The organism is Georgenia sp. SUBG003 (assembly GCF_000715355.2).
GTDB lineage: Bacteria > Actinomycetota > Actinomycetes > Actinomycetales > Actinomycetaceae > Georgenia.
Window position 1 is genome coordinate 1,381,588 of record NZ_CP180204.1, and the last position, 20,772, is coordinate 1,402,359.

The 20,772-nt window shown below is 71.8% G+C and carries 20 protein-coding genes, 1 tRNA gene and 2 pseudogenes; 18 read left to right on the forward strand and 5 right to left on the reverse strand.

Annotated elements, in window-relative coordinates; genetic code table 11:
• Positions 1-67 precede the first annotated feature (67 nt).
• The 3 genes from DA06_RS06760 (at position 68) to DA06_RS06770 (ending at position 2,357) form a co-directional block, all read left to right on the forward strand.
• Positions 68-973, forward strand: coding sequence for an ABC transporter permease (locus DA06_RS06760; RefSeq protein ID WP_418607224.1), 906 nt, complete (start codon positions 68-70; stop codon positions 971-973).
• Between the two features lie 557 nt (positions 974-1,530).
• A complete protein-coding gene (locus DA06_RS06765) occupies positions 1,531-1,869 on the forward strand; it encodes a winged helix-turn-helix domain-containing protein (RefSeq protein WP_052436456.1) in 339 nt (112 codons plus the stop codon).
• Positions 1,866-2,357 carry an SRPBCC family protein gene (locus DA06_RS06770; protein WP_418607225.1) on the forward strand — a complete coding sequence of 164 codons (492 nt, stop codon included), beginning with the start codon at positions 1,866-1,868 and terminating at the stop codon, positions 2,355-2,357. Before DA06_RS06765 ends, DA06_RS06770 begins: the two co-directional genes overlap by 4 nt.
• A gap of 92 nt (positions 2,358-2,449) precedes the next feature.
• On the opposite strand, the gene DA06_RS06775 is transcribed toward DA06_RS06770, so the two are convergent.
• On the reverse strand, positions 2,450-2,944 hold the full coding sequence (locus DA06_RS06775) for a DUF1918 domain-containing protein (RefSeq protein WP_043498510.1): 495 nt from the start codon (positions 2,942-2,944) through the stop codon (positions 2,450-2,452).
• A gap of 234 nt (positions 2,945-3,178) precedes the next feature.
• Between DA06_RS06775 and DA06_RS06780 the strand changes: the two genes are divergently transcribed.
• The gene (locus tag DA06_RS06780; protein WP_043498513.1) at positions 3,179-3,595 is read left to right on the forward strand and encodes a ChaB family protein; all 417 of its coding nucleotides are present in this window, start codon (positions 3,179-3,181) and stop codon (positions 3,593-3,595) included.
• Positions 3,596-3,603: 8 nt separating this feature from the next.
• Here the strand turns inward: DA06_RS06780 and DA06_RS06785 are convergent, their stop codons facing one another.
• Entirely contained in the window at positions 3,604-4,314 is a 711-nt protein-coding gene (locus DA06_RS06785; protein ID WP_043498514.1) for a hypothetical protein, read from the reverse strand.
• A gap of 173 nt (positions 4,315-4,487) precedes the next feature.
• On the opposite strand from DA06_RS06785, the gene DA06_RS06790 reads away from it, so the two are divergent.
• The 7 genes and pseudogenes from DA06_RS06790 to ruvC form a co-directional block, all read left to right on the forward strand.
• Entirely contained in the window at positions 4,488-5,492 is a 1,005-nt protein-coding gene (locus DA06_RS06790; protein ID WP_418607227.1) for a DMT family transporter, read from the forward strand.
• A 100-nt stretch (positions 5,493-5,592) separates the two neighbouring features.
• A complete protein-coding gene (locus tag DA06_RS06795; protein ID WP_418607228.1) occupies positions 5,593-6,654 on the forward strand; it encodes a PrsW family intramembrane metalloprotease in 1,062 nt (353 codons plus the stop codon).
• Between the two features lie 105 nt (positions 6,655-6,759).
• Positions 6,760-7,677 carry a pyridoxal 5'-phosphate synthase lyase subunit PdxS gene (pdxS, locus tag DA06_RS06800; RefSeq protein ID WP_052436457.1) on the forward strand — a complete coding sequence of 306 codons (918 nt, stop codon included), beginning with the start codon at positions 6,760-6,762 and terminating at the stop codon, positions 7,675-7,677.
• The gene (locus DA06_RS06805; protein ID WP_418607229.1) at positions 7,674-8,228 is read left to right on the forward strand and encodes an NUDIX hydrolase; all 555 of its coding nucleotides are present in this window, start codon (positions 7,674-7,676) and stop codon (positions 8,226-8,228) included. Before pdxS ends, DA06_RS06805 begins: the two co-directional genes overlap by 4 nt.
• Positions 8,229-8,342: 114 nt before the next feature.
• The gene (gene pdxT, locus DA06_RS06810) at positions 8,343-9,008 is read left to right on the forward strand and encodes a pyridoxal 5'-phosphate synthase glutaminase subunit PdxT (protein WP_418607230.1); all 666 of its coding nucleotides are present in this window, start codon (positions 8,343-8,345) and stop codon (positions 9,006-9,008) included.
• 9 nt (positions 9,009-9,017) lie between these two features.
• Positions 9,018-9,779 carry a YebC/PmpR family DNA-binding transcriptional regulator gene (locus DA06_RS06815; RefSeq protein WP_043498522.1) on the forward strand — a complete coding sequence of 254 codons (762 nt, stop codon included), beginning with the start codon at positions 9,018-9,020 and terminating at the stop codon, positions 9,777-9,779.
• A gap of 84 nt (positions 9,780-9,863) precedes the next feature.
• A pseudogene (ruvC, locus tag DA06_RS06820) lies at positions 9,864-10,343 on the forward strand (crossover junction endodeoxyribonuclease RuvC); the annotation flags it as partial.
• Between the two features lie 63 nt (positions 10,344-10,406).
• Here ruvC and DA06_RS06825 read toward each other — a convergent pair.
• Both DA06_RS06825 and DA06_RS06830 read right to left on the reverse strand, forming a co-directional pair.
• A pseudogene (locus DA06_RS06825) lies at positions 10,407-11,702 on the reverse strand (HAMP domain-containing protein); the annotation flags it as partial.
• Positions 11,703-11,920: 218 nt separating this feature from the next.
• Positions 11,921-13,132 (reverse strand): pyridoxal phosphate-dependent aminotransferase, encoded by a 1,212-nt coding sequence (locus DA06_RS06830; RefSeq protein WP_043498532.1) that lies wholly within the window; start codon positions 13,130-13,132, stop codon positions 11,921-11,923.
• Positions 13,133-13,354: 222 nt separating this feature from the next.
• On the opposite strand from DA06_RS06830, the gene DA06_RS06835 reads away from it, so the two are divergent.
• From DA06_RS06835 to rplA, 5 genes are all read left to right on the forward strand, one after another.
• Positions 13,355-13,430: transfer RNA gene (locus DA06_RS06835), tRNA-Trp, on the forward strand.
• 113 nt (positions 13,431-13,543) lie between these two features.
• Positions 13,544-13,813, forward strand: a complete 270-nt coding sequence (secE, locus tag DA06_RS06840; protein ID WP_043498534.1) for a preprotein translocase subunit SecE — start codon at positions 13,544-13,546, stop codon at positions 13,811-13,813.
• A 73-nt stretch (positions 13,814-13,886) separates the two neighbouring features.
• Complete coding sequence (gene nusG, locus DA06_RS06845; RefSeq protein WP_043498536.1) at positions 13,887-14,762, forward strand: transcription termination/antitermination protein NusG; 876 nt, start codon at positions 13,887-13,889, stop codon at positions 14,760-14,762.
• A gap of 70 nt (positions 14,763-14,832) precedes the next feature.
• A complete protein-coding gene (gene rplK, locus DA06_RS06850) occupies positions 14,833-15,264 on the forward strand; it encodes a 50S ribosomal protein L11 (protein WP_043498538.1) in 432 nt (143 codons plus the stop codon).
• Between the two features lie 90 nt (positions 15,265-15,354).
• Complete coding sequence (gene rplA / locus DA06_RS06855) at positions 15,355-16,071, forward strand: 50S ribosomal protein L1 (protein WP_043498540.1); 717 nt, start codon at positions 15,355-15,357, stop codon at positions 16,069-16,071.
• Here the strand turns inward: rplA and DA06_RS06860 are convergent.
• Positions 16,049-18,220 carry a transglycosylase domain-containing protein gene (locus DA06_RS06860; RefSeq protein WP_418607234.1) on the reverse strand — a complete coding sequence of 724 codons (2,172 nt, stop codon included), beginning with the start codon at positions 18,218-18,220 and terminating at the stop codon, positions 16,049-16,051. The genes rplA and DA06_RS06860 overlap by 23 nt on opposite strands.
• 568 nt (positions 18,221-18,788) lie before the next feature.
• On the opposite strand from DA06_RS06860, the gene DA06_RS06865 reads away from it, so the two are divergent.
• Both DA06_RS06865 and DA06_RS06870 read left to right on the forward strand, forming a co-directional pair.
• Positions 18,789-19,541 (forward strand): helix-turn-helix transcriptional regulator, encoded by a 753-nt coding sequence (locus DA06_RS06865; protein ID WP_418607236.1) that lies wholly within the window; start codon positions 18,789-18,791, stop codon positions 19,539-19,541.
• Positions 19,538-20,617 carry an inositol-3-phosphate synthase gene (locus tag DA06_RS06870; RefSeq protein WP_043498547.1) on the forward strand — a complete coding sequence of 360 codons (1,080 nt, stop codon included), beginning with the start codon at positions 19,538-19,540 and terminating at the stop codon, positions 20,615-20,617. The genes DA06_RS06865 and DA06_RS06870 overlap by 4 nt, the downstream gene beginning before the upstream one ends.
• The last annotated feature ends 155 nt before the right edge of the window (positions 20,618-20,772 follow it).

Genomic DNA, 20,772 nt, shown 5'->3' on the forward strand with positions numbered 1-20,772 from the left:
CAGGCGGCCCCTCGGTGCCGGCCGTGCAGGAACGGCGGTGGCCGCCTCGCGGTCGAGGCGGCCACCGGTGCTGCTCAGGCGCGCCCCGGCGACGACCCGGGCCCCAGCCCAGCCGCCGTCGCCGCCGGAGTCCGCCGTGGCGCCGGCCGGGCCGTCGGCGGGGTGGGCGCTGCTCGGCTCGGAGCTGAGGGTGCTGTTCCGGCGACGTCGCACCTGGGCGATGCTGCTGGCGCTGGCGGCGATCCCGATCATCATCGCCGTCGCGGTGCGGCTCTCCTCCAGCCCGCCGGGCCCCGGCGAGGGGCCGCCGTTCCTGGACCGGGTCACGCAGAACGGCCTGTTCGTCTCCGTCACCGCGCTGGTGGTGACCGTGCCGCTGTTCCTGCCGCTCACGGTCGCCGTCGTCGCGGGCGACACGATCGCCGGCGAGGCGAGCAACGGCACCCTGCGTTACCTGCTGGCCGCACCGGCCGGACGGCTGCGGCTGCTGCTGGTCAAGTACGCCGGCGCCGCCGCGTTCTGCCTGGCCGCGACGCTGACCGTGGTGCTCACCGGCGCCGCGATCGGTGCCGCGCTCTTCCCGGTCGGCCCGGTGCCGCTGCTCTCGGGAGACACCATCGGCGTCGGCGAGTCAGTGGTGCGGTCGCTGCTGGTGGCCGCCTACGTGAGCGTCTCCCTCCTCGGCCTGTCCGCGGTCGGGCTGTTCGTCTCGACGCTCACCGAGGTGCCGGTGGGCGCCATGGCGACGACGGCCGTGCTCGCGATCGTGGCGCAGGTTCTCGGATCCCTCGACCAGCTCGCGTGGCTCCACCCGTGGCTGTTCACGCACCACTGGCTCGGGTTCGCCGACCTCCTGCGCGAGCCCGTGGTGTGGACCTCGTTCGCGGACAACGCCCTGCTGCAGGCCGGGTACGTCGCGCTGTTCGGGGCTCTGGCGTACGGGCGCTTCGCCACCAAGGACGTCCTGTCCTGAGCGGCCGCGGGGCCGGCGGGGCGGCTCACCACCGCTTCGAAGCATCTCCGCCGCACCGACATGGGACATCGCTCCCAGAGGTCACCCGCATACCGGCCCCGGAGCCACCGGCCGCTCGACCGCCCTGAGCTTTTCGGCGGTGACCAGTCCTGCCCGAGCGGTGCGAGGCCACTTCACAGCGCTCGCGCGCAGCGCGCCCGTGCCAGAGGAGGTGGACTGGGGCCACCACGATGAGCAGAAGTTGAAGTGTGCCGGTCGGAGCCAGCGGTGCGGCACCTGTGCGCGCGGCCGAAGCCCTGTCCGCGCGCCGCGGGACCCCTTCCGAAAGCACATGTCCCTGCTTGTCCGGGCGACGGCGCCACCTGGCACGAACCCGTGCGCCGTCGCCCGGAGCGTCGCGCCTCACGGAGGGCCGCGGCTCGTTGCACCAGCACCGTTGGCGAAACCCTTGACAACCCAACCGCCGACGCTCCATCCTTAATCAACCGATCAGTTGAACAACAAGGACGTTGACTAACGTGGCGGACAGCGACGAGGCGGACCTCGACCGGGCGTTCATGGCCCTGGCCGACCCCGCGCGGCGCCGGATCATCGCCCGGCTGAGCCGGGGGCCCGCCACCGTCAACGAGCTCGCCGAGCCCTTCGAGATCACCAAGCAGGCGATATCGAGGCACATCCAGGTGCTCGAGCACGCCGGGCTCGTCACGCGCAGCCGTGACGCCCAGCGTCGCCCCGTGCACCTCAACCCGGCACGGCTCGAGGCGCTGACCGCCTGGATCGACCGCTACCGGTTGGTCAAGGAGGCGCAGTACCGCGGCCTCGACGCCGTGCTGGAGGAACGTCGCAGCAGGAGAGACCCGGCACCACCACAGAAGACACCGAGGAGCCAGCGATGAACAAGGCACTGCGCAACGACCTGCACATCTCCGCCCCCGAGGGGCTTCCCTTCGTCGACACCGAGCGGGAGTTCGACTTTCCCGTCGAGGACGTCTTCCGCGCCCACGCGGACCCGGACCTCGTCGCCCGGTGGCTCGGCCCCCGCGGCCTGAAGATGGAGATGGACCACTACGACTTCCGCACCGGCGGGACCTACCGCTACGTCCACACCGGTCCCGACGGCGTCCCCTACGAGTTCTCCGGCGTCTTCCACACCGTGCGGGAGAACGAGTTCGCCATCCAGACCTTCGAGTTCGGCGGCTACCCGGACGTCGTCAGCATCGAGTTCCTGACCTTCATGGACCTCGGCGGCGGCCGTTCCAAGGTCTCCGGCCACTCCGTGTACCCGAGCATGGAGGCTCGTGACGGCATGGTGTCCTCCGGGATGGAGCAGGGCATGAGCGAGGGCTACGAGCGGCTCGAGGAGCTGCTGCTCGGCAAGGAGTAGCGCGGACGACGTCGTCGTCCGCACGACGACGTCGGTGCGGTCCGGCCCGCCCCCCCGACCGCACCGCCGTCGGCGCCCCGCCTCGCGTCCGCTCAGCTCACCCGGATGTCGACGTCGTGCTCGCCGGTCGCCTCCTCGACGTCGTGCCGGGCCCGCTCGAACAGCTTGTCGGAAAGGTGACGCAGCGCCCTCGCCACGGCGATCTCGTCGCCGATGCGCGGCGACGCCGGATCGCGCGCGCTGCGGTGGGCGGTCCCGCTGGCGTCCGTCTGCTCCGCGGGTCCGCTGACCAGCACGACCTGCGCCGTCGTGTCGTCCTCCTGCTCGAACAGCGACACCCGGATGCTCCACTCGTGCAGCGGTTCCGCCGTCGCCCCGGCCGCCTCCGGCTGGCCGGTCGTCTCGCCGCGCGTGCGCACCACCGCTCCTGGCCCGGGGAAGAACGTGGCCTCGTGCCCGTCGCTCCACCTCACCACGTACGGCGGGCCCCCGTCCGCGCCGCGCACCTCGATGATCTCCCCGTCCCGGACCGGATGGCCCACCTGCTCCCCCGCCAGGACGATGCGGTCTCCTCGTCGAGCCCTCATGACGCGCTCCTTCGTGCGTGCCTACCGTGACACCACTGTCTCTCCGCCCACCCCGCAGCGGAAGGGCCTTCGGCCTCGGTCCGGCCGCGATCCGCGTGCCGGGGGTTTCCCCCCCGCCGCGACCCGTACGGCGCGCGGCCGATCCCGCTCCGGATGCGGGCCTCGGCGCGTCGTCCCACCCTGGGTCCAGAGGCTCCGGCGGGTGCCGGGGCCGGCGAGGGAAGGACCGCCGCGATGCCCAAGACGAACAAGGACGGCTCCGCCAAGCAGAGCGAGCTGCCCAGCACGCTGAAGAAGTCCCCGGCGAAGGCCCAGCGCACCTTCGCCAAGGCCCACGACTCCGCCGTCGACTCCTACGGAGAGGGTGAGCGCGCCAACCGCACGGCGTACTCGGCGCTCAAGCACTCCTACGAGAAGGTCGGCGACCACTGGGAGGCCAAGGACGAGAAGGGACCGTCGGACAAGAAGGCCGAGGGCACCCGCGGCTCCGCCGGAGAGACCGCCGGCGGCGTCGACGCCAACGCGTCCAGGTCGCACCTCTACGACGTCGCCAAGCGCCTGGACGTACCGGGCAGGTCGAGCATGAGCAAGGACGAGCTCGTCGAGGCGATCAAGAAGGCCAACGACCGGGAGACGCGCAAGAACCGCTGACCCGGGCCTCAGAACGCTCGCTCGACGGCGGACGTGAGGATCCAGCCGGCGAAGGGCACTGCCGTGACGCTCAGGAGGAACGCCCAGCCGCCCGTGAGCCGGCGCGGCCGGCGAGGCGTCGGCCTGTTCCTCCAGAGCGGGACGGGCTCGAGCACCACGAACGCCAGCCAGAGCAGCGGGGCGCTCCAGGCGAGCCAGAACCAGGCCCACTTCGTCGCCAGGCGCGGCTGCGGGCCGCCGACGAGCCACAGCAGCGCGGCCAGGCCGACGATGCCGCCCACGTGCCAGGTGGTCCCCGGGTCGAGGAAGTTGTGACGGACCGTCACGTCCACCGATGCCGGCGACCGCTCGGCCGCGTCGAGGATCAGCCGGCCCTCGTCGGCCCCGTCGGCGTCGCCGTCGGTGATCTCGTAGCTCGCCCGGCCGGGCAGACCGTCCCCGGTCCACCGCACCTCCCACGTGCCGTGCCCGTCCGTACCCGGCTCGGGGCGGGCGATGGTGATCGTGCGGACCTCGCCCTCCTGAAGCCCGCGGAAGAGCTCCTCCACCGGCCGTTCGACGGGCTCCGCCAGGCTCTGGAACAGGCTGGCGATCAGACCGAGCGCGAGCACCCACCGCAGCACCAGGGCGGCGTGCCCCGACGGCGCCGAGAGCGCCTCGCCGACGGCACGGACGTCCCCGCCGGGGGCGGTCGGCACGCCCGGGGTCACCGCGCTCATGGATGTGGACACTAGCGGTCGGCCGCGGATCCCGGTAGGAGCGAGCGGGAAGGACCCCTGGCCCGGCTGCTCCCCGTGCGCCGGGCCGCGGTGCGTGCGCGGGCCCGGGAGGGGAAGCGCCTTGCCCGGATGTCGCCGTGCGCGCACGATGTGCCCCGATGACTGAAGGCCCCATGACGCAGGCCGCGCCGGTACCCGCGCGCACGCTGCCCAAGTTCCTCGCGCTCGCCACGATGTGGGGCGCAAGCTTCCTGTTCATCCGCGTGGCGCTCGAGGGCCTGTCCCCCGCGCAGGTGGTGCTCGGCCGCCTCGTCGTCGGCGCGCTCACGCTCGCGACGATCATGACGCTCACCCGCCGCCCGTGGCCGCGCGAGCGCCGGGTGCTCGGCCACCTGTTCGTCCTCGGCCTGCTCATCTGCGTCGTGCCGTTCCTCCTCTTCGCGTGGGCGGGGCAGCACATCCCGTCGGGGCTGTCCAGCATCTACAACGCGACGACGCCGGTCATGACGCTGCTCATCTCCCTCGTCGCGCTCCCGACCGAGCGGCTGACCGCGGTGCGCACGGCGGCGCTGGTGCTCGCGGCCGGAGGCGTGGTGGTCGTCGCGGCACCGTGGCAGCTGGCGACGGCCGCCGTCGGGGAGCACTACTACACCGCCCAGCTGGCGGCCCTCGGGGCGACGACCTGCTACGGCACCGGCTTCGTCTACATGCGGCGTTTCCTCACCGGCCACCACCACGACGGCGTCACCGTGGCCGCGACGCAGGTGGGCCTGGCCGCCGCCGTCATGCTCGTCCTTGCCCCGTTCGTGGCCCGCGGGCCGGTGGAGCTCAGCCTGGCTGTGGTCGGCTCGGTCCTCGCCCTCGGCGCGCTGAGCACCGGCATCGCATACGCCTGGAACGCGGAGATCGTGAGGGCCTGGGGCGCCACGCTCGCATCGACGGTCACGTACCTGACCCCCGTGGTCGGCGTGGTGCTCGGCGTGCTCGTCCTCGCCGAGCGGCTCACCGTGAACCAGCCGGTGGGTGCCGCGATCGTCATCCTCGGCATCCTGGTCGGTCAGGGTCACCTGCGGCTGCTGCGGCGCCGTCGCCGCTCTGCCGGACGCGCGACCGCCCCGGCGCGGGAGATGAGAACCGCGCCGACGGCGGACGGTCGGGCGCGTCGCCGGGCACGGTAGTCCCCGGGCAGGGGCCAACCCAACCCGGGCGGGCCCGCGCCCCAGATCCCCCCCGACGCCGCGGTGGCCCGAGCGCAGGCCGCGCCGCACCACGACCCTGGTGTTCGAGATCGTGGGCAGCGCCCTCGGCCTCGTCGGAGCGCTGTGGCTGGTCTCCGTGGTCGTCGCCCAGGGCGGCGGTGCGGGCGCGACCGTGCTGGCCGGGCTCCTGGCCTTCCTCCCGCTCCTCGGCGTGCTCGCCGCGGTCATGTGGGTCGACCGCTGGGAGCCCGAGCCGCGCTGGTTGCTGCTGACGGCCCTGCTCTGGGGCACGGGCGTCTCGACGGCGGTCTCGCTCGTCCTCAACGAGGCGTTCACCTTCTACGTGATGGGAACGACGGGGAGCTCGATGGCGGCCACGGTGCTCGGCACCGTCGTCGGAGCCCCGCTGGTGGAGGAGAGCGCCAAGGGGCTCGGCGTGCTGCTGATCTTCCTCGTGCGTCGCAGGTTCTTCGACGGACCGGTCGACGGCATCGTCTACGCCGCCGTCGTGGCCGCAGGTTTCGCGTTCACGGAGAACATCCTCTACTTCGTCCGGTACAGCGGCGTCCTCGGGGAGGTGTTCGTGGCCCGTGCGGTCCAGTCGCCGTTCGCCCACGTCACCTTCACCGCGGTGATCGGCATCGCGCTGGGCTTCGCCTCCCGCACGGCCGCCAGGCACTCGTGGCTGTGGCTGTTCCCGCTCGGCTGGCTCGGGGCGGTGATGCTGCACGCGGTGTGGAACGGCTCCGCCGCCCTGGCGCTGTACGACGTGCTCTACTGGCTGTTCCAGGTGCCGCTCTTCGCGGCCGGCATCGTGCTCGTGGTGTGGCTGCGCAACGACGAGAAGGCCACGATCGGACATCGCCTGACCGAGTACGCCCAGGCGGGGTGGTTCGCCCCCTACGAGGTCCGCATGCTGACCTCCCTCGGGAGCCGACGTGCGGCCCGTCGCTGGGCCGCGACGTGCGGGGAGGCGCCCGCGCGGGCCATGAGGGACTTCCAGCGGGCGGCGACCTCGCTCGCCTTCACCCGCCAGCGCGCGCTCAGCGGCCGGTACGACCTCGGAGCCCGCCGGGACGAGCAGGACCTGCTGGGCCGGGTGGTGCGCGCTCGTGCCGGCTACGCGGGCGCCGTCCGCTGACGCAGGGTCAGCAGGTGATCGCCGGACGAGGCCCGCGGACCGCCCGACTAGACTCGGGCGCGGGCCTGCACCGCGGCCCTTCCACCGCTTAACACCGAGGTCACCGTGTCTGAGAACGAGTTCGCCATCGACAGTCCCGCCCCGCAGCAGGGCACCGCCCGGGTCAAGCGAGGCATGGCGGAGATGCTCAAGGGCGGCGTCATCATGGACGTCGTCACCCCCGAGCAGGCGAAGATCGCCGAGGACGCCGGCGCCGTCGCCGTGATGGCTCTCGAGCGCGTCCCGGCCGACATCCGCGCCCAGGGCGGCGTCTCGCGCATGAGCGACCCAGACATGATCGACGGCATCATCGGGGCCGTCTCGATCCCCGTCATGGCCAAGGCCCGCATCGGCCACTTCGTGGAGGCCCAGGTCCTGCAGTCCCTCGGCGTCGACTACGTCGACGAGTCCGAGGTGCTCACCCCGGCCGACTACGCCCACCACATCGACAAGTGGCAGTTCACGGTCCCGTTCGTGTGCGGGGCGACCAACCTCGGCGAGGCGCTGCGCCGCATCACCGAGGGTGCGGCCATGATCCGCTCCAAGGGCGAGGCCGGCACGGGCGACGTGTCCAACGCCACGACCCACATGCGCCAGATCCGCGACGAGATCCGCCGCCTGCAGAACCTGCCCGAGGACGAGCTCTACCTCGCCGCCAAGGAGCTCCAGGCCCCGTACGACCTCGTCAAGGAGGTCGCGCAGGCCGGCAAGCTGCCCGTCGTGCTCTTCACCGCGGGCGGCATCGCCACCCCGGCGGACGCGGCGATGATGATGCAGCTCGGCGCCGAGGGCGTCTTCGTCGGCTCCGGGATCTTCAAGTCCGGCAACCCGGCCCAGCGCGCCGCCGCCATCGTCAAGGCGACGACGTTCTACGACGACCCGGCCGTCGTCGCCGACGTCTCCCGCGGGCTGGGCGAGGCCATGGTCGGGCTCAACGTCGACGACATCCCCGTCCCGCACCGCCTCGCCGAGCGCGGCTGGTGACCGAACCGCTCACCTACGGCCTCGGCCCCGAGTGGGAGCCGGGGCCGGACGGCGTGCCGTTCCGGCGCGCCGCCCGGGTGATCCTCCTCGACGACGACGACCGCGTCCTTCTCGTGCGCGGTCACGACGCCGGGGAGGTCACCCGCAGCTGGTGGTTCACCGTCGGCGGCGGGCTCGACGCTGGGGAGAGCCCCCACGACGGCGCGGTGCGCGAGGTCCGGGAGGAGACCGGCCTCGCGGTGGCCCACGACGAGCTCGTCGGGCCGGTGCTGACCCGCAGCGCGCTCTTCGACTTCGCGCGGGTCACGTGCCGGCAGGACGAGGAGTTCTTCCTGGCCCGCGTCGACTCCGGCGACGCCGTGACGGACGACGGCTGGACCCTCCTCGAGCGCGACGTCCTCGACGAGATGCGCTGGTGGGACCTCGACGAGCTCGAGGACGCGGTAGCCGCGGGGACGGTGGTGTACCCGGTGGCCCTTCCCGCGCTCGTCCGCAGGCTCCTCGACGGCTGGGACGGCTCGGTCGAGCACCTGGACGAGTCCTCCGTCTGACCCTGCTCACCGACCGGGAACCTGTGACGTCGCGCGGAGGAGCCGACATCTCGCGGGCGCGGGGTTGCGCAGGCACTAGACTGGCCTGCCGTGACATCTGGCCCCACCATCGGCGTGCTCGCCCTGCAGGGCGACGTGCGCGAGCACCTCTCGGCCCTGGTCCGCGCCGGCGCCGAAGCCGTCCCCGTGCGGCGCCGCGCCGAGCTGGCGGCGGTCGACGCGATCGTCCTGCCGGGCGGCGAGTCGACCACCATGGACAAGCTCCTGCGGGCGTTCGACCTGTTCGGCCCGCTGCGCGAGCGCATCGCGGACGGCATGCCGGTGTTCGGCTCCTGCGCCGGGATGATCCTGCTCGCCGACCGCGTCCTGGACCGCCCGGAGGACCAGCAGACCCTCGGCGGCATCGAGATGACCGTGCGCCGCAACGCCTTCGGCCGTCAGGTGGACTCCTTCGAACGACCGCTCCACGCCCCGGAGCTCGAGGGCGGGGAGGGGCCGCTGCACGCGGTGTTCATCCGGGCGCCGTGGGTGGAGGACGTCGGCCCGGACGTCGAGGTCCTCGCCACCACCGACGCGCCCACCCCCGCCGGGCGAGCGGGCCAGGGGGCCGTCGACGTCACCATGCAGGGGCGCACCGGTAGGATCGTCGCAGTCCGCCACGGCAGGCTCCTCGCGACCGCGTTCCACCCCGAGATCGGTGAGGACCCGCGGGTGCACCGGTTCTTCGTCGACATGGTGAACCAGGGCGCCGTGGCCGCCACGCAGCATTCGAGCATCTGAGGAGCAGACATGTCCGGTCACTCAAAGTGGGCCACCACCAAGCACAAGAAGGCGGCCATCGACGCCAAGCGCGGCAAGCTCTTCGCGCGGCTGATCAAGAACATCGAGGTGGCCGCCCGCACGGGCGGCGGTGACCCGGCCGGCAACCCCACCCTCTTCGACGCCATCCAGAAGGCCAAGAAGGCTTCGGTCCCCGCCGACAACATCGACCGTGCCGTCAAGCGCGGCTCCGGCGCGGAGAGCGGCGGCGCGGACTACGAGACGATCATGTACGAGGGCTACGCCCCCGGCGGGGTCGCCGTTCTCGTCGAGTGCCTGACGGACAACCGCAACCGGGCCGCGTCCGACGTCCGCGTGGCGTTCACCCGCAACGGCGGCAACCTCGCCGACCCCGGCTCGGTCTCGTACCTTTTCAACCGCCGCGGCGTCGTCGTCGTGCCCAAAACGGACGGCCTGACGGAGGACGACGTTCTCGCGGCCGTCCTCGACGCCGGTGCCGAGGAGGTGAACGACCTCGGCGAGAGCTTCGAGGTCCTCTCCGAGGCGAGCGACGTCGTCGCCGTCCGCTCCGCCGTCCAGGAGGCCGGCCTCGACTACGACTCCGCCGAGGCGCAGTTCGTCCCGTCGATGGAGGTCGAGGTCGACGTCGAGGGTGCCCGGAAGATCCTGCGCCTCATCGACGCGCTCGAGGACTGCGACGACGTGCAGAACGTCTTCGCCAACTTCGACGCCTCCGACGAGGTCATGGCCGCCCTTGACGAGGAGGACTGACCCCGGCCCCGCGTGAGCGACGCCGCCCCGCCGCACGGCGGTGCGGTACCCGGGCGCGTGGGCGGGCGGTGCGAGAGTAGGGCCGTGCGCATCCTCGGAGTCGACCCCGGACTGACCCGTTGCGGTCTCGGCGTCGTGGAGACGACCGGCTCCGGCAGGCGGGTCCGGCTGGTCGACGTGGGCGTCGTCCGCACGCCGGCGGAGCTGTCCCCGCACCTGCGCCTGCTGGCGGTGGCGGAGGAGATCGACAGCTGGCTCGGCCGTCACCGCCCCGAGGTCGTCGCCGTCGAGCGGGTCTTCGCGCAGGCGAACGTCCGCAGCATCACGGGAACGTCCCAGGTGGCCGGGGTGGCGATGCTCGCCGCCGCGCGGGCCCACCTGCCGCTCGCCCTGCACACCCCGAGCGAGGTCAAGGCCGCCGTCACCGGCAACGGACGGGCCGAGAAGCCTCAGGTGCAGGAGATGGTCCGCCGCATCCTGGGCCTCGAGGTCAGGCCCCGGCCCGCCGACGCGGCGGACGCGCTCGCCCTGGCCATCTGCCACGCGTGGCGCGGGGCGGCGTCGAGCGCGGTGCGGGCCCTCGGCGATGGCGGCGACGATCGCCAGCCCGAGCCCGGCGCCCTCCCGGCGCTCGGCGTCGCCGGGCGCGCGGGCGAACCGGTCGAAGATGCGCTCGCGCTGCTCGGGCGCGATGCCGATGCCCTCGTCGCGCACCCACAGGTGCAGGCGGTCGCCGTGCAGCGCGCATCCGATCGCCACGGTGGAGCCGTCCTCGGAGAACTTCACGGCGTTGGCCACCAGCTGCAGCATCGCCTGGGTGAGCCGCTGCCCGTCCACGGTCGCGTGAGCCTCGAGGCGCTCGTCCACCCGCCACCGCCGGTCGCCCAGGGGCCGCGCCTGGTCGAGCACGTTGTCGAGCAGCGGACCGAGCGAGGTGGGGCCGGGCCGGACGAAGTCGGGCTGGTCGGACCTGGCGAGCATCACCAGGTCGTCGGCGAGGCGGTGCATCCGGTCGAGCTCCCTGAGGGCCAGCTCCTTGGTGGCCGCCGCGTCCTCGGGGTCGGAGGGGTCCATGAGCTCGAGGTGACCGCGGACGATGGTGATCGGGGTCCGGAGCTCGTGACCGGCGTCGTCCAGGAGTCTCCGCTGGGAGGTGAAGGCGTCCTCCAGGCGGGCGAGCATGGCGTTGACCGTGCGGGCGAGGTCGCTGAGGTCGTCCGTCCCGCTCGCCTCGATGCGGCCCGAGAGGTCCGTCTCGGAGATCTTCTCGGCGGTCTCGCGCAGCTGGCGCACCGGTTTCAGCAGCCGGCCCGAGAGCCACCAGCCCACGACCGCCAGGACCGCGAACGCCACCAGGCTCACCAGGGCGTAGGTCCGGAACGTGTCCGTCACCGACGACTGCTCGGCGGCGCGGTCGAACGCGACGACGAGGGCGCCGACCCCGACGTCGCCGACGGTGACCGGGATCAGCGCGTAACGGTACTCGGCTGCCGGCGTCGTCACCGAGGCGATGCGCCCGGAGCCGGAGCTCGTGGCGGCGCGGAGCTGGTCGGTCAGGTGGGTCACCAGGTCGGCGTCGTCGGCGAGCGGGAGGCCCGTGGGCATCGTGTACTCCAGCTGGCCGTCGACGAAGCCGACCATGCCCTCGTTGGAGCCCGGGATCTCGCGCACCATGCCGCCGTAGATGATCGCGGCCGGGTCGGCCGCGGCGCCCGCGGCGGGGTCCGCCGCGTACGCGGAGAACTCCTCGGTGGTGCGGTGGAGGCTCGCGTCGATGACGTCGTCGACCCGGTTGCGCTGCAGCACGTAGGCGGTGCCGCCCGCCACCAGGAGCGTGAGCCCGGTGAGGACCAGCACCAGCGCGAGGATGCGTGCGCGCACGGTCATCCCGCGCGAGGTCCTGCCCGTGCCGGTCGTGGTCATCGTCCTCCTTCCCCGCTGCGGGCCCCGGGGAGCGCCGCTGCCTGCCGCTGCGCGCCGATCGTCCCACCGATCCTGACGCACGCGGATGAGACGGGGATGAGAAGAGCCCGGGACCACGAGGGTCCCGGGCTCCACCCGACGGCGTGGGCAGCGTCGGCCGGTTGCGCCCGGCGGGGCCGGTTCCGTCGGCCGTCAGCCGGTCGCGTCGGCCGGTCGCCTCAGGCGAGCAGCTCCTGGATCCGGCCGACGCCCTCGACGAGGTCGTCGTCGCCCAGCGCGTAGCTCAGGCGCAGGAAGCCGCTCGGCCCGAAGGCCTCGCCCGGCACGACGGCGACCTCGACCTCCTCGAGGATGAGCTCGGCGAGCTCGGCAGAGGTCGTGGGCGTGCGGCCGCGGATCGTGCGCCCGAGGACTCCCTCGACGGAGGGGTAGGCGTAGAAGGCCCCGCGGGGCGTGGGCAGCGTGACGCCGTCGACCGCCCGCAGCAGCTCCACCATCGTCCGACGGCGACGGTCGAACGCGGCGCGCATCTGCTCCACCGCGGAGAGGTCCCCGGTCAGCGCGGCGACGGCGGCCCGCTGGGAGACGTTGGCGACGTTGGAGGTCAGGTGCGACTGCAGGTTGGTGGCGGCCTTGACGACGTCCTTCGGGCCGATCATCCAGCCCACCCGCCAGCCGGTCATTGCGTACGTCTTGGCGACGCCGTTGAGCACGATCGAGGTGTCGACGAGCTCGGGGACGACCTTCTGGATCGGCGTGAAGACCGTGTCGTCGTAGACGAGGTGCTCGTAGATCTCGTCGGTGATCACCCACACGCCGTGCTCCACGGCCCAACGGCCGATGGCTTCGGTCTGCTCAGGGGAGTAGACCGAACCCGTCGGGTTCGACGGCGAGCAGAACAGCAGGGCCTTGGTGCGCTCCGTGCGGGCGGCCTCGAGCTGCTCGACCGTGACGAGGTACTCCTGGTCGGCGCCCGCGAACACCTCCACCGGGGTGCCTCCGGCGAGCGTGATCGCCTCCGGGTAGGTGGTCCAGTACGGGGCGGGGAGCAGCACCTCGTCGCCCGGGTCGACGATCGCCGCGAACGCCTGGTAGACCGCCTGCTTGCCGCCGTTGGTGACCAGCACCGAGTCGGGGGAGACCTCGTACCCGGAGTCCCGCAGGGTCTTGGCCGCGATGGCCTCGCGCAGCACCGGCAGCCCCTTCGCCGGGGTGTAGCGGTGGTTCACCGGGTCCTTCGCGGCCGCGACTGCGGCCTCGACGATGTAGTCGGGCGTCGGGAAGTCGGGTTCGCCGGCGCCGAAGCCGATCACGGGGCGGCCGGCGGCCTTGAGGGCCTTGGCCCTGGCGTCGACGGCGAGCGTGGCCGACTCGCCGATGGCGGCCAGCCTGGCGGAGACACGGGACTTGGATGTGGTGGATGCGCTCACGGGGCCTATCGTGGCACGCGGCCATCTGGCGGTCACGGGACGTTCGCGTCGCGGGCCGACGGGGGGCGTGCCCCGGGCGCAGGCGGCGGTGTGACGAGACTCCCTGCGGGCCGGGTTCGACCAAAAGGCACTGGACCACGTACACTCGACGCCGGTGGTTGACGTCCACCATGCTGGAGCGTGCCTGCGAGGTGCGCGAGAGCTGGGACGGGACATCACCGAAGGGCAGTGGCGCAATTGGTAGCGCACCGGTCTCCAAAACCGGCGGTTGTGGGTTCGAGTCCCTCCTGCCCTGCCAGGACTGCATCTCCTGAAGGACGATGCGGACGTCCTGATGGCTTCGCCGCACGGCGAGCCGGAGCCGTCCGACCGGGGCGGTGTCGGACCGGGCCGATACGTTAGGAAGCAACCTTGAGCGAGTCTGCGAGCGCGACGTCGGGACGGCCCGAGCGCGCCGCGAGCGCGGGCGGGGCGACCACGAAGAAGAAGCGTGGCCTCTTCGGCCGCCTCGCGCTCTTCGTGCGTCAGGTCATCGCCGAGCTCAAGAAGGTCGTGCGCCCCACGCGCAGCGAGCTGATGACCTACTTCGTCGTCGTCCTCGTCTTCGTCGCGGCGATCATGGCGTTCGTCGGTCTGCTCGACGTGTCGTTCGGTCGGCTCGTGCTGTGGATCTTCGGCTGATTCCCGTGACGCCGTCGGTTCACCGGCAGCCGGCCGACCACTAGCCACCCACCGACCAGAAAGCAGGTCCCCTGTGCCTGAGGAAACTCTCGAGCCCCAGAACGTCGAGGAGACGTCGCTCGAGCACGGGCAGCCGGACGTCCCGGCTGCCGGCGACGCCGACGTGGATGCTGCCGTCGAGCCCGACCAGGCCGGACAGGACGTGGCAGAGGCCGGCGAGGAGCCTGCAGAGGGCGACTGGGCCGACGAGGCCGCCGGGACGGAGGAGTCCGACGCGGCTCCCGCCGAGGCAGCAGGATCCGTGGCCGACGACGCCGCGGAGCCGGAGGCCGAGGAGGACCCGGTCGAGGCCTTCCGCAAGGAGCTGCGCCTGCAGCCGGGCGACTGGTACGTCGTGCACACCTACGCCGGCTACGAGAAGCGCGTGAAGACGAACCTCGAGAACCGCATCCAGAGCCTCAACATGGAGGACTACATCTTCCAGGTCGAGGTGCCCATGGAGGAGGTCGTCGAGATCAAGAACGCCCAGCGCAAGCTCGTCAACCGCGTCCGCGTCCCCGGCTACACGCTCGTGCGCATGGACCTCACCGACGAGTCGTGGGGGGCCGTGCGGCACACCCCGGGCGTCACCGGCTTCGTGGGCAACACCCACCAGCCGGTCCCGCTGACGGAGGACGAGGTCTTCTCGATGCTCGCCCCCGCGGTCCAGGCCGCGGCCCCGGCGGCCGCCGCCAAGTCGGCCGCGCCCGGCGGCGGCGCGCAGCCGACGCCCATCCAGGTGGACTTCGAGGTCGGCGAGTCGGTCACCGTCACCGACGGCCCCTTCGAGACGCTTCCCGCCACCATCTCGGAGATCAGCCCCGAGAGCCAGAAGCTCAAGGTGCTCGTCACGATCTTCGGCCGGGAGACCCCGGTCGAGCTGTCGTTCTCGCAGGTCGCCAAGATCTGAGCCGAGGGACGACAACGTCTGCCGGCCGCCCGCCGGCAGGTCACCCAGGAAGAATCGTTAGGACCCGAACATGCCCCCCAAGAAGAAGGTTGCAGGCCTGATCAAGCTCCAGATCCAGGCCGGCGCCGCGACCCCCGCGCCGCCGATCGGCCCCGCGCTCGGTCAGCACGGCGTCAACATCATGGAGTTCTGCAAGGCCTACAACGCGGCCACGGAGGCTCAGCGAGGCAACGTGATCCCGGTGGAGATCACGGTCTACGAGGACCGCTCCTTCACCTTCGTCACGAAGACCCCGCCGGCCGCCGAGATGATCAAGAAGGCCGCCGGTGTGGCCAAGGGCTCCGGCACCCCGCACACGGCCAAGGTCGGCAAGATCACCCGTGAGCAGGTCCAGGAGATCGCCCGCACCAAGCAGGAAGACCTCAACGCCAACGACATCGAGGCCGCCGAGAAGATCATCGCCGGCACCGCCCGCTCCATGGGCATCACCGTCGAGGGCTGACCGAACATCCCGAATAACGGCGCCGCCCCGGCGCCGTAGTGGCAGGGTCCGCGCGGACCCGCATACCACGACTGCAGAAGAGAGAAGCAGATGGCAACGCGCAGCAAGAACTACCGCAAGGCCGCCGAGCGTATTCACGACGGCGAGATCTACGCGCCCCTCCAGGCCGTCCGGCTGGCCAAGGAGACCGCGACCACCAAGTTCGACTCCACCGTCGAGGTCGTCTTCCGCCTCGGCGTCGACCCCCGCAAGGCAGACCAGATGGTGCGCGGCACCGTCAACCTGCCGCACGGCACCGGCAAGACCGCTCGGGTCCTGGTCTTCGCCGTCGGTGACCGTGCGACCCAGGCCATCGAGGCCGGGGCCGACGAGGTCGGTGGCGACGAGCTGATCGAGAAGGTCGCGGCCGGCTACACCGACTTCGACGCCGCCGTGGCGACGCCCGACCTGATGGGCAAGGTCGGCCGCCTGGGCCGCGTGCTCGGCCCGCGTGGTCTCATGCCGAACCCGAAGACCGGCACCGTGACGATGGACGTGGCCAAGGCCGTGAACGACATCAAGGGCGGCCGGATCGAGTTCCGGGTGGACAAGCACTCGAACCTCCACTTCATCATCGGCAAGACCAGCTTCGACGACGTCAGGCTCGTGGAGAACTACGCCGCGGCGCAGGAGGAGATCCTCCGGCTCAAGCCGGCCAGCTCCAAGGGCCGCTACATCACCAAGGCCACCGTCACCACCACGATGGGTCCCGGCATCCCGCTGGACGCCACCAAGACGCGCAACCTCACCACCGAGGACGCCTCCTGACCGCTCGGTGACCTGAGCCAGGTCTGACGACGACGGCCCGGGCCTTCCGCGAGGAAGGTGCCGGGCGTCGTCGTCCCCGCGTCGGGGTGGGCTCCGGCGTCGTCGGCTCCGGCTCGGGCTCCGGTGCGGGCGCGGGCTCGGGCGCCGGGACGTAGGTGGGCCGCTCGGGGGCGGAGCGCTCCGGGAAGTCCTTGACCTCCATGCCCTCGGTGGCCACCGTCATGTAGTCGGTCCAGACCTGCGTGGGGAACGTGCCGCCCGCCACGGTGTTGATGCCGCCGAAGCCGGAGAGCACCTCCTCCGTGCCGTCCTCACCGGTCTGGAACATCGCGACGGTGGTGGACAGCTGCGGGACGAAGCCGGAGAACCACGCCGAACGATAGGCGTTGGACGAGCCGGTCTTCCCGGCGGCCGGGCGGCCGATGGCGCTGGCCGTCTCGCCGGTGCCGCGCTCGACCACCTGGGTCATCGCGTACGTCGCGTCGGCGATCACCTGCTGGTCGAACACCCGCTCGCCCTCGGTGTTGCCGGTGAAGACGGTGTTGCCGTCGGGGTCCTTCACCTCGGCGACGATGTGGGTCTCGTGCCGCTCGCCCTGGGCGGCGAAGGTGGCGTACGCCGTCGCCAGGTCGATCGGGTGGGGCGAGGCGGGGCCGAGCACGTTCGACGGCGTCGCGACGAGGCCGGCGGTGTCCTCAGGAATGCCCGCCCGGGTGGCGACGTCCACGGTCTTCTCCGGCCCGGTCTCGACGTTCATCTGCGCGTACACCGTGTTGACGGAGTTCGCCGTCGCGTCGACGACGTCGATCCGGCCGCGGTTGATGCTGTCGAAGTTGGAGACCGGGAAGTCGTAGCCCTCGATCTCCATGTCGTCATAGCTCTGGTACCTGTCGTCCAGGGTGACGCCGTTCTCCAGCGCCGCGATGAGCGTGAACGGCTTGAACGTCGATCCGCCCTGGGCGACGGACTGGGTGGCGTCGTTCTGCGACTGGGAGACGTAGTCCGGCCCGCCGTACAGCGCGACGATCCCGCCCGTGGCCGGGTCGATCGACACGAGCGCGACGCGGTTGTTCTGCGGCCGGTCGTCGGGGAGGTTGTCCACCGCCTGGACGGCCGCCTCCTGGTTGCGCTGGTTGATCGTGGTGACGATGTCGAGGCCCCGGGTGTCGATCTCCTCCTCGCTGATACCCGCCTTCGCGACGAGCTCGTCACGCACCATCTTGAGCAGGTAGCCGTTGGGGCCCGCGTAGATGTTGTCCCGGTTGGCCTCCACCGCCTGGGGGTACTGGGCGGCGGCGCGGTCCTCGGCGGTGATCCAGCCGTCCTCGACCATCAGGTCCAGGACGCGGTTCCACCGCTGCTCCGCGCGCTCGGGGTCGACGGCCGGGTCCCAGTTGGACGGCGAGGGGATGATGCCGGCGATGAGGGCGGCCTCGGAGACCGACAGGTCGGCGGCGGGCTTGTCGAAGTAGGCCTGGGCGGCCTTCTCGATGCCGTACGCGCCCCGGCCGAAGTAGATCGTGTTGAGGTAGTTCTCGAGGATCTCGGCCTTCGTCTGCGACTGGTCGATCTTCAGCGCGAGGATGGTCTCCTTGAACTTGCCCAGGTAGCTGGTCGTGGTGCCCACGTAGTAGCGCTCGACGTACTGCTGGGTCAGCGTGGAGCCACCCTGCGTGGGCAGGCCGCGCACGTTGTTCCACAGGGCGCGGACGAGCCCCTTGGGGTCGACGCCGTTGTTCTCGTAGAACCCGCTGTCCTCGGAGGCGATCACGGCGGCCGGGACGTGCTCCGGAAGCGTGTCCAGGGGGACGATCTGGCGGTCCACCTCGGAGAACTGCCCCATGGGGGTCTCGCCGTCGGCGTAGTAGACGGTGGTCGACTGGGCGAGCGCGAAGTCGTCCGGCTCGGGGACCTCGGTGGTCGCGTAGGCGAACGCGAAGATGCCGGCCCCGATCGCGACGAGGGTCAGGAAGGCGCCGAGCACCACGCGCCAGCTGGGGAGCCAGCGCTGGACGGGCCCCTTGCCCGCACGGGGATAGTTGAGGAATCGCTTCCGCTGCGTCCGCGCCGCAGGGCGCCGGCCGGACGCCGACGCGCGCCGCGGCGCCGACGTCCGTCGGCCCGAGCTGTTCGATGGTGTGCGTGCCACGCGGTTCAGCCTTTCACCGTGCCGCACGTCCGTCCTGCCAGGAGTGCGGTCCCGTGCACCCCGGCAAGCTGGGCGCACGTAGGCACGGCCCGACCACCCCGGGGCAGATCAGTCCCCCAGTATGGGGCAGCCGACGGCGGACCGTCTGTATCGGCCGCCACACTGGGAGCCGCGTCACAAGCGTTTCGGCTCCGCCGCACGTCGGGGGGAAAGCGTTTCGCGGGCGCGCCGCACCACGGCGGACGGCCCACGGCACACCCGAGCAGGCGCGCCATCCCACAGCGGACGACCTGCCATCTCGCCGCGCCGCCCGAGCGGGCGCGGTATCTCGCCGCACCGCCCCAGCACGCGCGGAATCCCACGGCGGACGACTTGCCGCACACCGGAGCAGGCGCGACATCCGGGAGGGGGCATCCCGGCGGTGGTGGTCGACCTGGATATATCGATGCGATATATTGCGTCGTTAGGACGGTCGCAACGACTGCGGCTGCAGAGAGTCGGCTGCCGACATCGCCGTCGGGTGGTGGGCGTGGCCGACGGACGGCGAACCCTGGACGGACGGAGCACGGTGAGCGCGCGGACACGGGTGCTGGAACTGGCCATCCTCGGCCGGCTCCGCGAGGCACCCATGCACGGCTACGAGCTGCGCAAGCACCTCAACGCCGCGCTGGGCGCGTTCCGCACCCTGTCCTACGGCTCCCTCTACCCGGCGCTCCGCACGCTCACCGAGCGCGGCCTCATCACCGCGGTCGAGCCCGCCACCGCACCTCTGGGCGGCAGGCGGGGGCGCATCGTCTACAAGCTCACCGACGCCGGGCGCGAGCACCTGGAGGAGTCTCTGGCGACGGCGGAGCCCACCGCCTGGGACGACGACTCCTTCGACGTCCGCTTCACGCTCTTCGGCAGCACCGACGCCACGACGCGACTGCGCATCCTGGAGGGCCGGCGTGCGCGCATGGTCGAGCGGCAGGAGCGGCTTCGTCAGTCCCTCGGCCGCACCTCGCGCCGCATGGACGCGTACACGGCGGAGCTCGCTCGCCACGGCCTCGAGCAGGTCGAGCGCGAGGTGCAGTGGCTCGAACGCGTCATCGACACCGAGCGCGGCACCCGCGGCGCGTTCGACTACCGGTCGCTGAGCCCCGAACGCCGCGGCGACGCCGGGACCGCGCCCTCCGCCGTCGTCGACGGAGGCGGGCTCTCCAGCGTTCGGAACGGGGCCGGCGGCACCTCCGCCGTCGTCCACGAGAGAACAAGAAGCGGAAGCGCCGACGGCGCGACCGCCACTCCCGATGTCCCACCCTCAACCAAGGAGCAAGCATGAGTGCTATCCGCGTCGCGATCGTCGGCGTCGGGAACTGCGCGTCCTCGCTCGTCCAGGGCGTGCACTTCTACGCCGACGCGGACCCCGAGAGCACGGTCCCCGGACTGATGCACGTGAAGTTCGGCGACTACCACGTGCGCGACCTCGAGTTCGTGGCCGCGTTCGACGTGGACGGCAAGAAGGTCGGCACGGACCTGGCCGAGGCGATCAACGCCTCGGAGAACAACACCATCAAGATCTGCGACGTGCCGCCCCTCGGCGTGCCGGTCCAGCGCGGGCACACCCTCGACGGTCTGGGGCGGTACTACCGCGAGACCATCGAGGAGTCGGCGGCGGAGCCGGTGGACGTCGTCGCCGCGCTGCGCGAGGCACGGGTCGACGTGCTGGTCTGCTACCTGCCGGTCGGCTCCGAGGACGCCGCCAAGTTCTACGCGCAGTGCGCGATCGACGCGGGCGTGGCCTTCGTCAACGCCCTGCCCGTGTTCATCGCCGGCACCAAGGAGTGGGCGGACAAGTTCACCGAGGCGGGCGTGCCGATCATCGGTGACGACATCAAGTCCCAGGTGGGCGCCACCATCACGCACCGCGTGCTGGCCAAGCTCTTCGAGGACCGCGGCGTGGTGCTGGACCGGACGTACCAGCTCAATGTCGGCGGCAACATGGACTTCAAGAACATGCTCGAGCGCGACCGGCTGGAGTCGAAGAAGATCTCCAAGACGCAGGCCGTGACCTCGAACCTGCACCACGAGCTCGGCGAGCGCAACGTGCACATCGGGCCGTCGGACTACGTGCAGTGGCTCGACGACCGCAAGTGGGCCTACGTGCGCCTCGAGGGCCGGGCGTTCGGAGAGGTGCCGCTGAACCTCGAGTACAAGCTCGAGGTCTGGGACTCCCCGAACTCCGCCGGCATCATCATCGACGCGGTCCGCGCCGCCAAGATCGCCCTCGACCGCGGCATCGGCGGCCCGCTGCTCTCCCCGGCGAGCTACTTCATGAAGTCCCCGCCCGAGCAGCGTCCCGACGACCTCGCGCGCGAGAGCGTCGAGGCGTTCATCCGCGGCGACATGGAGCGCTGACGCCCCTCACCGACGCAGCTGTGCCAGCTCCGCGGCTCTCGGACCCCCGCCCAGGACCCCCGCCATCCGTTCGGTGGCGGGGTCCGTGGTCTGCCCGACGTCGCCCGGTCCGGTGCATCCCACAACGGTGAGGATCCGACGTCTCTGCGGCACCG